Genomic DNA, 11,466 nt, shown 5'->3' on the forward strand with positions numbered 1-11,466 from the left:
TATCCATGGTCTTATCCCTGTTCATTCTCTATAATTCCAATTGATAATAGTTATCAATTGAACAGGAGGAACAATAGATGAAGAAATTGGCATTCGCTTTCATGATTTTGCTTTTGGCTTTCACGGCCGCGGCTTGCGGAAGCTCAGAAACATCTGATACAGCAAGTAAAGGAAAGGACGCTTCTTCAGATAAACAGAAAATCGAATATCTCGGAAAAACATATGAAGTCAAAGCGCCGACTGACAAAATCGCCATTACAGGCAGCGTAGAATCAATGGAAGACGCCAAATTGCTTGACGTTCATCCGGCAGGAGCAATTTCTTTCTCCGGCAAATTCCCGGAACTGTTTAAAGATATTACAGATAAATCCGTATCAACGGGAGAAAAAATGCAGCCGAATATGGAAAAAATTCTTGAGCTGCAGCCGGACGTCATTCTGGCATCAACCAAATTCCCGGAAAAAACGTTGAAAAAATTGAGCGGCACCGCTGAAACCATCCCTGTCTCTCATATCTCATCAAACTGGAAAGAAAACATGATGCTGCTCGCCCAGCTTACAGATAAAGAGAAAAAAGCGAAAAAAATCATCGCAGATTACGAACAGGACCTGAAAAAGACAAAAACAAAGATCAACAGCAAAGCGAAACAGTCAAACGCACTGGTCATCAGAATCAGACAAGGCAATATTTATATTTATCCTGAACAAGTTTATTTCAACTCCACGCTTTACGGTGATTTAGGCCTGAAGGCACCGGACGAAGTCAAAGCGGCGAAAGCGCAGGAACTGATCTCTCTTGAAAAATTAAGCGAAATGAACCCTGACCATATCTTCGTACAATTTTCTGATGACGAAAACGCAGATAAGCCGGACGCTTTGAAAGACTTAGAGAAAAATCCGATCTGGAAGAGCCTGAAGGCAGTCAAAAAAGACCATGTATACGTCAATACGATTGATCCATTAGCCCAAGGCGGAACCGCGTGGAGTAAAATCAGCTTCTTACAGGTTGCGGCTGACAAATTGACTCAAGACTAATAAAGAGTAGGTTTTTCACATGTATGCAAAACGGCGGACACACATTATTATCATTGCTTCACCGATTGCCATTGTTCTGTCACTGCTCCTTTCCGTTTTATACGGCGCAAAGCAGCTTGACTTCCATACCGTGTTCTCCGCATTGCTGCACTTTAATCCGGAGAATACCGACCATCAGATCATATGGCATTCAAGAATCCCGAGGGCTGCCGGCGCTATGTTTATCGGCGCCGCCCTTGCTGTTTCCGGGGCGCTCATGCAGGGAATCACACGGAACTATCTGGCCTCGCCTTCGATCATGGGTGTGTCGGACGGCTCCGCTTTTATCATCACCCTTTGCATGGTATTGCTCCCTCAATCGACATCCATTGAAATGATCATATACTCGTTTATCGGTTCCGCATTCGGCGCGGCTCTTGTTTTCGGGCTGGCCTCCATTCTTCCCGGCGGTTTTACCCCTGTGCAGCTTGCCATTATCGGAACGGTAACCAGTATGCTTCTCAGCAGTCTGTCGGCTGCGCTTTCGATTTATTTTCAAATTTCGCAGGATCTCAGTTTTTGGTACAGTGCGAGACTGCATCAAATGAACCCTGATTTTTTGAAACTGGCCGTCCCATTTTTTGCGATCGGAATCATCACGGCCATGATTCTCAGCAAAAAGGTCACTGCCGTATCATTAGGAGACGACATTTCAAAAAGTCTGGGACAGCAGAAAAGAACCATCAAACTCATGGCGATGGCAGCCGTTGTCATATTGACCGGAAGCTCGGTGGCGCTCGCCGGAAAAATTGCCTTTGTCGGTTTGGTCGTTCCGCACATCACACGTTTTCTCGTCGGATCGGACTACAGCAGGCTGATCCCATGCGCGTGCATCATCGGCGGCGTCTTCCTGACCCTTTGCGATCTTGCCAGCCGATTCATCAATTACCCGTTTGAGACGCCTATTGAAGTCGTCACTTCTATCATCGGTGTTCCTTTCTTTCTTTATTTGATTAAAAGAAAAGGAGGGGATCAGCGTGGTGCGTAAAATGGCCGGAATTTATATCATTCTGATTGCTCTCATATTGCTCGTAAGCTATTTCAGCATGACAAGCGGTTCTTTTTCCGCAAAGCCGGGTGAACTGCTCAGTACGCTTTTCCGCATCCATCCGAATCCGCAATATGACATTTTGCTGTTTCAGCTGAGGCTGCCGCGCATAGTCATGGCTGCTGCCATCGGACTCGGATTGGGGATAGCCGGAGCCGTTATTCAGGCCATTACCAAAAACGGTCTTGCCGATCCCGGTATTTTGGGCATTAATGCAGGAGCCGGAGCGGGAATCGTCACGTTTATGCTTCTGTTTCAGGGACAATCTGAAGCGACGGCACTTGCCTCTGCGATGGGTATGCCTGTCTTCGGCCTCATCGGAGGATTGATGGCGGCCGTGCTGATCTATATTTTCGCCTGGCACCGGGGGCATCTGGAATCGGGCAGAATTATTCTCGTCGGAATCGCCATGAATTCCGGATTCAGCGCGCTGTCTTTATTTCTATCATTAAAAATGGACCCGCAGGATTATGAGATGGCGATGGTTTGGAAAAACGGCAGCATCTGGTCGGCAAACTGGATGACCATTACGGCAATCCTTCCGTGGCTGATCTTGTTCATTCCTCTTCTTATGGCGAAAACGTCATTGCTGGATACCATTCGTTTCGATGAGGACACGGTGAAAAGCCTCGGTGTTTCAACCAATAAAGAAAAAACCATTTTACTCATTGCCTGCATCGCTTTGATCAGCGCATGTGTAACCGCAGCGGGCAGCATGGCATTTGTCGGACTGATCGCGCCCCATATTTCCCGCAGGCTCGCCGGCATTGAGCACAGATACTCATTACCGGTCAGCGGACTGGTCGGTATGCTCCTCGTCATATCCGCCGACTTTGCGGGCAAATTGTTCTTTCAGCCTTCAGAAGTGCCGGCGGGAATTATTCTTGCGATTCTCGGCGTTCCTTATTTCTTTTTTCTTCTGTTTAAGCAAAAGAAGGGGCTGGACGCATGAGAGGCACCCTTACAGAACACCGGATAAACGGAAGGGAATGCACTGTGTATCTTCCTCCGTCCTATTCGGTTCAAACGGGGGCTTTACCCTGTGTGTACGTACTTGACGGAGGATCTTTGTTTTTAGAACAGATAGATAAGCTTGAATTCCAATTTGCAGACGGAACACTTTCCGAATTGATTTTCATCGGCATCAAACCGGCTGACAGACTCGATGAGTACACACCGTGGCCCGCGCCTTCCCTGAGCCCTGCGTTTCATGATTTCGGCGGCAAAGGGAGGCTCTTTCTTGAGGAGCTGACAAATGTCATCATTCCAACTGTTGAAGATATGCATCACATTTCTGCACATTCGGAAACGAGAGGACTGATCGGCGCGTCATTAGGCGGACTGTTTTCGATATACGCGATGCTGCAAAAGCCTGAAATATTCGGCAGAATCGGCTGTATTTCCGGTTCCTTCTGGTATGAAAAATCAGCAGATTATGTCCGCTCCGCACCTTTGCGGCCGGCACGGCGGCGTATCTATATGTCTGTCGGCAGCCGTGAAGCAGAGCAAAAATGTAACATCCAAAACACCATGATCGGACAAAATAAAGGCGTGTACAAAAGCCTGAGGCAAAAAGGCTTTTCTCAATCTCAGCTCTCATTTACGATCGAAGAGGGTGCCGTGCACCATCAAGAAGCGTTCAAACGACAATTCAATTCAGCACTAAGCTGGCTGTACGGAAAAAACCGCTCACGTAGCTGAGCGGTTTTTTTCATACTTGATCACGACCGGCTTAAGTTCAAAGCGTCTCAGCAAATAGCCGAACAAAGCGGCAAGGATTTGCTGAAAGAGCATCCCGATGACGACCGGAACCGCCACTTGAGACGGAAAAAAAGACACGGCGAGAACAGCTCCGGCGCTGATATTGCGCATGCCCCCCGTATAAATCAGAGACACGATTTCATCCTGGCTCCGCTTCATCAGTCTTCCGATCAGCCAAGCCACGGCATAACCCGTCATGGCAATAAAAAATACCATGCCAGCGATGCCCGCAAATTTGATATCCACATGCGTGACATACGGCGCGATTTCCGAACTGTTAATGGCAATGACAATCATCAGACAGATTTTTGAAAAAGGAGACAATGACCGGCTTATCGCCTGAGTCCTTACCGGCGGGGAAAACTGGTTGACCATCATCCCTGCGATGGACGGAATCACCACCATCTCCGCCAGCCCTTTCATCATGCCCCACACATCCATCTGAACATTCGCCCCGGCCAGGACAGACAGGCTTAACGGTACGATAAAAGGAGAAAGTACGGTATCAACCAGGATAATAGACAGCGTCAATCCGACATTTCCCTTATACATCGCAGCCCAAATCAAACTCGTAATTCCGGTCGGGATCACCACACCCATAATCAGCCCCGTCACAGTTAAAGGGTCACCGCTGAAAATCAGATGGCCGCTTCCCCATGCAAAAACAGGCATGAAAATATGCAGAACAAACAATGCCATGATCATCGGGAGCGGCTTCTCGATACTGCGCTTCAGCGATTGAAAATTGGCACTCAGACTGCCCGTAAATGTAATAAATGCAAATATCCACGGCACAGCGCCGGCCATCCAGCTGATATGCTGAGATAACAGCACACCCGCCGCCACACTTGACGGAGTCAAAAGCGGCATGATTCTCCCCAACACTTGGTTCAACTTCTGAAGCCACATCATATGCAAGTCTCCTATATACGGTTTTCAAGTCTCATTCATTATAACAATGCACATCGCCAAATTTAACCGAAAAAAAGCCCGGATATATTCATCCGGACTTCACAAATTCTATGCCATTTGTTTCATTAAATCTCGGCTTTTCTGATTTAATCCCTTTAATTCAGCCTCAATTCCGTATTCTTTACATTTGGCGACAATCTTCTCAAGAGCCGCCGCTCCCGAATCATCCCACACGTGGGCATCGGTCAAATCGATGATAATCCGTTTCACGTCTTCATCATAAACGATGGCATTCATCAGTTCAGACACGGAAGCAAAAAAGATCTGTCCCGTGACCTTATAAGTTCGGACATCTTTCTGTTCGGAATGTGACACAATCTTCAGCTTAGAAATTTTCGCCGTAAAAAAGATTGCGCTTAGCAGCACACCCGCGAAAACACCCTTCGATAAATCATTTGTCAGAACGACTGTCACGACGGTAATCACCATAACGATCGAATCAGTAAGGGGCGCTTTCCGCAAACCTTTAATCGATGACCAGTCGAACGTGCCGATGGACACCATAACCATCACGGCCACAAGCGCAGCCATCGGAATTTTCACGACGATACCGCTTAATACGGCAATTAAAAACATTAAAAACGCTCCGGCCGTAAAAGCCGACAACCGGCCGCGACCTCCGGCTTTCGTATTAATGACAGACTGGCCGATCATGGCGCATCCGGCCATGCCTCCGAAAAATCCGTTCACAATATTGGCGATGCCTTGTCCGCGGCTTTCTTTGTTCTTATCACTATCCGTATCCGTCATTTCGTCAATGATCTGGGCCGTCAGCAACGACTCAAGCAATCCGACGAATGCAAGCGCCAGTGAATAAGGGAAAATAATCCGCAATGTCTCAAACGTCCACGGAACATCCGGTATCAAGAAATGCGGAAGTGAACTTGTAATCCCGCCCATATCACCGACCGTTCGGACATCCGCATGGAAGACCACCGCAATGATCGTCATGACAATAATCGCCACCAGCGGAGACGGCACAGCCGTCGTAACCTTCGGCAAAAGATATATGATAGCCAGTGATCCGGCAAGCATAGCATACATGACCCATGAAGCTCCTTTGAACTGCGGCAGCTGCGCAGAAAAAATCAAGATCGCCAAAGCATTCACAAATCCGATCATGACCGAACGCGGAATAAATTTCATCAATTTCGCTATCTTACTGACACCAAGAATAAATTGAATAATACCTGTCAAAATGGTTGCCGCAAACAAATACTGCAGCCCGTAATCAGCCACCAATGTCACCATGACAACCGCCATTGAACCCGTAGCGGCTGAAATCATTCCCGGTCTGCCGCCGAAGATAGAAATAATAATCGCGATACAAAATGATGCATAAAGCCCGACCATCGGATCGACACCTGCAATAATTGAAAATCCGATCGCCTCAGGGATCAGAGCGAGAGCAACCAGAATACCGGCCAGAATGTCTTTACGGACATTTCCGAACCATTGCTGCTGTAACGTATAATCTTTCAAATGATAACGACTCCTTTTCACTATAAAAATCCGCACCTTATCAGTTGGAAACATTGATTTTTATCTGGGGAATATGAGGCAAGCTTACGGGGAAAAAGGGGACACGCTCAGAGTATAATGTCGTTGAGGAAAGGAATGGTTAACAAAGAGTATCATATTAAACTTTAAAGAAATGTGCAAGACCGTATAAATAAGAAAAGAAAACGGCTCTCACTGGAGCCGTTTCCGCTTTTATAAAAGTTCCGGATCAGACACAAGAATCGTTTTTATTGCGCTGATATCCTTTCTTTCTTTTGTCACCGGGTCGATGCCCATGAGATGATCAATGGCTTCTTCATAATTCTTCAGTTCCGTCTTTTCCGTAATAAAATCATAGAGCTGCGGAAGGTCGGACGCGCATGCTAACGCAGCCTCCATGATCTGACGGGCTTCACCTGTGCCCACAATCGTTACGCCGTTTGACAGCAGCTGGTACGGCCTGACTGTCATCTCATACGTATCATCAAAGCCCATCGGCACGATTCTGCCTCCCTTTTCAATAAAAGGATAAGCCCAATCAAGCTGATTGCCGATCGCGTCAAAAATCACATCAAATTTTCTTCCTTGATTAATCCGTTTCACTTCATCCACGGTTAATGCTTCAGGGTGGTAGACATAATCCGATATCCGGCTCGCCGCTTCGCTTCGGAAACTGCCTATTTCAGTCGCAACCGTCAATCGCGCCAGTTTTTTCACCATCATTTGCACAAGCAGTCCGATCGGTCCGGACCCCAAAACCAAGACCGAGTCCTCCGGCTGAATCGAAGCTTTGTCCACAACATTCAGCACACAGGAGAGAGGCTCAACCAATGTGGCCCGCTCCCATTCCATTGAATCCGGAATTCTGTACATGAACCTGTCTTCTCCCACGTAATATTCCGCAAACGTTCCGTGCGCCCCGATTCCGAGCTGCCAATCCTCGAAGGTTTCGCAATAACACGTCAGCCCTCTCCGGCAATAATGACATTTCCCGCAAAACTGCGTAGGATCTATCACGACGCGGTCTCCGACTTTTACATTTGTCACGTCCGGTCCGATTTCCACGACCGCTCCCACCGATTCATGCCCCATAATCATATGATGGGTTGCATTCATTTTTCCTTTCAGCACATTTAAATCCGTTCCGCATATACCGGTGCCGAAAATTTTCACTTTCACATCATTGGATTTCCGAATTTGAGGCTCGTCCACCTCTTGATATTCAAGCTTATCATTAGGAGTCCAGACCAACGCCTTCATATTTCTCTTCCTTTCTGCCCCAGCGGATTTGGTCTAACAATGTTTGATGAAGCTCCTTCGTTGATGCCGCAATACATGATTGCTGATTCTGATAACTTAAATCTGTCAGAAGCGTTTCGTCCAAAGACCGGCCGTATGCATCCGTAATGACCACTCCCGCTTTCTTCGCCAAAAAGACGCTTGCGGCAATATCATAAGGAAACAAATGCAGCACCTGTCCGTTCCCGACCTGCTGAAAATCTGAAAGCAGCTTCGGATCATCTTTCAGCAGACGATTGCCGATATCCACATAAGCATCCATTTGCCCCGTGATAATTCGTGAAATTGAATAAGAAGCGCTGTTGAAAACAAAAACCCCGCCATTATTAGCCGATTGGTCAATCAGATGGCCGTATGCGTCCGTCATCAGCTTCGCCGGATGCCCGTTAAATTCAAGGCTCCAAAACATATTCTTAATATCCCGCACTCCGCTCAAATTGGGCAATTCTCCCTGATACCCCTCAAATTGAATGACATCGCTGTAAATATCACCGTACATATAAGCGCCCGATTTCAATTCAAGCAAAAAAGCAAATTCGATATCCTTAATCTTTGCGTTTGGCTTATATGAAGCAAGCGCAATCGAAATACACGACATTTCAAGCCCCGCGGCGGCTGGACGCGTTCCGTCTATCGGATCTACAATTAAAATATATTGCGGATCTTCTCCAATCAGCTTCAGGCCGCCATCCTCCGTGTAAAAAGCAACCGGATGGCCCTTTTCTTGAATATAATCCAGCACCGCCTCCTCAGCAGCGGCGTCTATGTTAAATTGGGCGTCGCCTCCCGGAGAATAGCCGTTTACGAGTCGGTTTTTCAGCGTGCCTTTTTGATTTTTCACCTTTTGATAAACAAATTGTCCAAGCCCAATGATATAGTCTCTCACTTGATTTCCTCCAATAGCTTGCGAAGTCTGTAGCAGAGCACTTCGGCTTCACTAAGTGTAATGGTTAAAGGCGGACGGATTTTAAATACATTTCCGAACCCGTAACGGGATGTCCGGAGAATCAGCCCGTAATCCATCGCCCGTTTGGCAATATAATTGGTCAATTCCACATCCGGTTCATTGTTCTCTTTGACAATTTCCACACCGATCATAAGACCGACGCCTCTTACCTCAGAAATAAATGCGAAATCCTCTTTCATCGTTTCTAAGCGATCCATAATATAATGACCGACCGTCGTTACATTTTCCAAAAATCCCGGACGCTGCATGATATCTATGGTTTTACACGCGGCAGCGGCGGCCATCACATTTGAGCCGTACGTGAAGGAGTGCGTATACCCCGGAAGCCCGGTATACTTGTCCTCCGTCAGAGTGGCGGCGACTTGGAAGCCTGTGCCCCCGAGCCCTTTTGCTACCGTCATCATATTAGGTTTCACATCGAAGTGGTCCGCGGCAAACATTTTGCCCGTCCGTCCGAACCCGGTCTGAATTTCATCAAAAATCAGGGCGATATCGTGTTCATCACAAAGCTGTCTCAGCTGTTTAAAATACTCTTTAGGCGGAACGACGTTTCCACCGTTGCCGGATATCGGTTCAATAATCATGGCGGCAATTTTTCCATTGCTCGCATACTCAATAAAATCATTAATTCTTTCTACACACAGCATACCGCATGAATCAGGTTTCTGATTATAAAAACAGCGGCTGCAATACGGATCGGGGACTTGAAGGCCAAAAGAAATTTGCGGCGGGAAAGGTTCTTTTCTGAATGAGTTGCCGGACAAAGCGGAAGTCATATACGTTTGTCCGAGGTGGCTTCGAAATAAGGAGATGACATCGGTTTTTCCGGAGTAATACTGAGCCATTTTAATAGCTCCTTCATTTGCACCGGAACCGCTGCTGACTTTAGGGTGTACTTTTGTGAGATTATCGGGGGCGATTTCTACTAGTTTTTCTGCCAGTTTATTTACGGTGTCTGTTTGAAAAGATGATGTCACATGGATCAGCTTATCGGCTTGTTCTTTAACCGTATCAATGACTTCTTTGTTACCGTATCCTAAATTCAAGTTAAATGTGGCAGAAGCGCAATCAATGTACTCATTCCCCTCTTGATCGTACAGGTAAATCCCTTCTCCGCGCTCCATTACTACATCGTCAACACTGTAATACAAGCTGTCTGGATTCGTGATTTCCTTCGTTCCCACAAATACCACCCCTATGAAATTATTAGAATTTCGCTTTTTATCGTATTAATTATTGAAAATAATGTCAACGATCTTTCTTGTAAAAAATGTTAACAATTTGTTAACGTTACCATAAGGGATGTACGAGAAAAAGTTATGTGATATAGTAACAATACTTGGATTTTTTGTAAAAACGTCATGTCATACGAGTAGAGAGAAATATTATTTTACCAATAAGGAGATAAAATGATGAAAACTCGTCTGCTGTGGATAAGCTGTTTTTCTTATGGATCGATTGCTTTTACACTTGTTATTCTGGGAGCCGTACTGCCTGAGTTACTCACACATTATTCACAAAGCTACAGTAATGGCGGTGTGTTGGTATTCTCTCAGTTCATGGGCTTTCTCATCGGTGTCATCGGAATGCCTTACATGGTGAAAAAGCTTGGGCGCAAAAACGTTGTTATCTTTGGCATGGCACTCATCAGCTGTGAAATGTTCATCACCTTCCTGCCGCCCTGGCCGCTGCTCTTTCTTCTCGTCAGCATCGCGGGGCTTGGCGCCGGATTGGTGGAATCCTGTGTAGGTACGATCATCCTCACCGCTATTAAAGAAAGACAGGCTGTGGCCATGAGCAAGATGGAAGTGGCCTACGGATTAGGTGCGCTTTTCATGCCTCTGCTCTCAGGCTTTCTTATCAACAACCACATGTGGACAATTGCTTTTTTAGTATTAGGGTTATCCAGTTTTGCACTTTTAATCGCATGGAAGCAGATGAGTTTCGGCAGTATTGATCAGCTTCTCATCCGAAAAGAGGTCTCTTCCGCTGACACTAAAAAAGAAAGCACCGGTTATCAGTCACACGGATTGCTTTTTATTACCTTGGCGGGGGCTTACTTCTTCTTTTACGGCGGCAGTGAAGTTTCAATTGTACATTTTATCCCTTCCATTTTCGCTGAGAAATGGGATATCCCCAACTCTTTGGCAACGATAACAGTTACAGTGTATTGGACGGGGATGATCATCGGAAGGTTATTAACAGGCCCAGTATCAGAAAAGCTGACATATCACCGTTATCTTCGTCTCATAAGCATTGGCGGTCTGGCTGCTCTTACTGTATTGGCACTAAGTAAAAACGTATGGTTCGGCTTTGCCCTTTGCTTCTTTTTAGGGCTGTTCATGGCAGGCATGTTTGCAATAGCCCTAATCATCACGAATCATTTTTATCCCGGAAAGACAGAAACGACTACCAGTATTCTGCTCGCTTCAAACGGATTAGGAGGTTCACTCCTTCCGATCGCCGTCGGCTGGAGCTTAGATGAATATCCCGCACAAACTGCATTCTGGCTGTTTACTGCACTGATGGTCCTTATGCTGCTGATTGTGTTCAGTTTAAGAATACTCGAGACAATAAAATCAAACAATCTTCAAAATCACAACAGCAAAGCAAAATCAATGTAAACAAAAAAGCTAATGCCCTTGAAAGGCATTAGCTTTATATATCTATGTGATCTTTCATATAAAAAAACCAGTTCATCATGAACTGGTTTAAGACAGCTTGGCGGCGTCCTACTCTCACAGGGGGAAACCCCCGACTACCATCGGCGCTGAAGAGCTTAACTTCCGTGTTCGGCATGGGAACGGGTGTGACCTCTTCGCTATCGCCACCAAACCATTGAGAGT

General features: G+C 46.3%; 10 protein-coding genes and 1 rRNA gene. 5 read left to right on the top strand and 6 right to left on the bottom strand.

Annotated features, from left to right (window positions below; translation table 11 throughout):
• The first annotated feature begins 77 nt into the window (after window positions 1-77).
• The 4 genes from OWN49_RS19100 to OWN49_RS19115 are packed head-to-tail and all read left to right on the top strand — an operon-like array spanning window position 78 to window position 3,822.
• Window positions 78-1,034, top strand: coding sequence for an ABC transporter substrate-binding protein (locus tag OWN49_RS19100; protein WP_077721704.1), 957 nt, complete (start codon window positions 78-80; stop codon window positions 1,032-1,034).
• A 19-nt stretch (window positions 1,035-1,053) separates the two neighbouring features.
• Complete coding sequence (locus OWN49_RS19105) at window positions 1,054-2,061, top strand: FecCD family ABC transporter permease (RefSeq protein ID WP_007609051.1); 1,008 nt, start codon at window positions 1,054-1,056, stop codon at window positions 2,059-2,061.
• Window position 2,062: 1 nt separating this feature from the next.
• Window positions 2,063-3,073, top strand: coding sequence for an iron ABC transporter permease FeuC (feuC, locus tag OWN49_RS19110; protein ID WP_032872817.1), 1,011 nt, complete (start codon window positions 2,063-2,065; stop codon window positions 3,071-3,073).
• A complete protein-coding gene (locus OWN49_RS19115; RefSeq protein ID WP_070081283.1) occupies window positions 3,070-3,822 on the top strand; it encodes an alpha/beta hydrolase in 753 nt (250 codons plus the stop codon). Before feuC ends, OWN49_RS19115 begins: the two co-directional genes overlap by 4 nt.
• Here the strand turns inward: OWN49_RS19115 and OWN49_RS19120 are convergent.
• The 5 genes from OWN49_RS19120 to OWN49_RS19140 form a co-directional block, all read right to left on the bottom strand.
• Window positions 3,811-4,752: a bile acid:sodium symporter family protein gene (locus tag OWN49_RS19120; protein ID WP_094247904.1), complete on the bottom strand. Its 942-nt coding sequence runs from the start codon at window positions 4,750-4,752 to the stop codon at window positions 3,811-3,813. The two genes, OWN49_RS19115 and OWN49_RS19120, sit on opposite strands and share 12 nt — an antisense overlap.
• Window positions 4,753-4,902: 150 nt before the next feature.
• Window positions 4,903-6,336 (bottom strand): SulP family inorganic anion transporter, encoded by a 1,434-nt coding sequence (locus OWN49_RS19125; RefSeq protein WP_024084805.1) that lies wholly within the window; start codon window positions 6,334-6,336, stop codon window positions 4,903-4,905.
• 231 nt (window positions 6,337-6,567) lie between these two features.
• Window positions 6,568-7,614, bottom strand: coding sequence for a zinc-dependent alcohol dehydrogenase (locus OWN49_RS19130; RefSeq protein ID WP_003156784.1), 1,047 nt, complete (start codon window positions 7,612-7,614; stop codon window positions 6,568-6,570).
• Window positions 7,589-8,539 carry an inositol monophosphatase family protein gene (locus OWN49_RS19135; protein WP_077721702.1) on the bottom strand — a complete coding sequence of 317 codons (951 nt, stop codon included), beginning with the start codon at window positions 8,537-8,539 and terminating at the stop codon, window positions 7,589-7,591. The genes OWN49_RS19130 and OWN49_RS19135 overlap by 26 nt, the downstream gene beginning before the upstream one ends.
• Complete coding sequence (locus tag OWN49_RS19140; protein ID WP_176283088.1) at window positions 8,536-9,804, bottom strand: aspartate aminotransferase family protein; 1,269 nt, start codon at window positions 9,802-9,804, stop codon at window positions 8,536-8,538. Before OWN49_RS19140 ends, OWN49_RS19135 begins: the two co-directional genes overlap by 4 nt.
• A 228-nt stretch (window positions 9,805-10,032) precedes the next feature.
• Between OWN49_RS19140 and OWN49_RS19145 the strand changes: the two genes are divergently transcribed.
• Window positions 10,033-11,244: an MFS transporter gene (locus OWN49_RS19145; RefSeq protein WP_172615132.1), complete on the top strand. Its 1,212-nt coding sequence runs from the start codon at window positions 10,033-10,035 to the stop codon at window positions 11,242-11,244.
• 95 nt (window positions 11,245-11,339) lie between these two features.
• On the opposite strand, the gene rrf is transcribed toward OWN49_RS19145, so the two are convergent.
• Window positions 11,340-11,455 (bottom strand): 5S ribosomal RNA (gene rrf / locus OWN49_RS19150).
• Window positions 11,456-11,466 lie beyond the last annotated feature (11 nt).

The organism is Bacillus sp. NEAU-242-2, from assembly GCF_027853835.1.
GTDB classification, from domain to species: Bacteria; Bacillota; Bacilli; order Bacillales; family Bacillaceae; genus Bacillus; species Bacillus velezensis.

What these genes read in the sequence shown, in the direction of transcription:
- OWN49_RS19100 (WP_077721704.1), top strand. Translation starts at nt 78, where the DNA reads ATGAAGAAATTGGCATTCGCTTTCATGATTTTGCTTTTGGCTTTCACG.
- OWN49_RS19105 (WP_007609051.1), top strand. Translation starts at nt 1,054, where the DNA reads ATGTATGCAAAACGGCGGACACACATTATTATCATTGCTTCACCGATT.
- feuC (WP_032872817.1), top strand. Translation starts at nt 2,063, where the DNA reads ATGGCCGGAATTTATATCATTCTGATTGCTCTCATATTGCTCGTAAGC.
- OWN49_RS19115 (WP_070081283.1), top strand. Translation starts at nt 3,070, where the DNA reads ATGAGAGGCACCCTTACAGAACACCGGATAAACGGAAGGGAATGCACT.
- OWN49_RS19120 (WP_094247904.1), bottom strand. Translation starts at nt 4,752, where the DNA reads ATGCCGCTTTTGACTCCGTCAAGTGTGGCGGCGGGTGTGCTGTTATCT.
- OWN49_RS19130 (WP_003156784.1), bottom strand. Translation starts at nt 7,614, where the DNA reads ATGAAGGCGTTGGTCTGGACTCCTAATGATAAGCTTGAATATCAAGAG.
- OWN49_RS19145 (WP_172615132.1), top strand. Translation starts at nt 10,033, where the DNA reads ATGAAAACTCGTCTGCTGTGGATAAGCTGTTTTTCTTATGGATCGATT.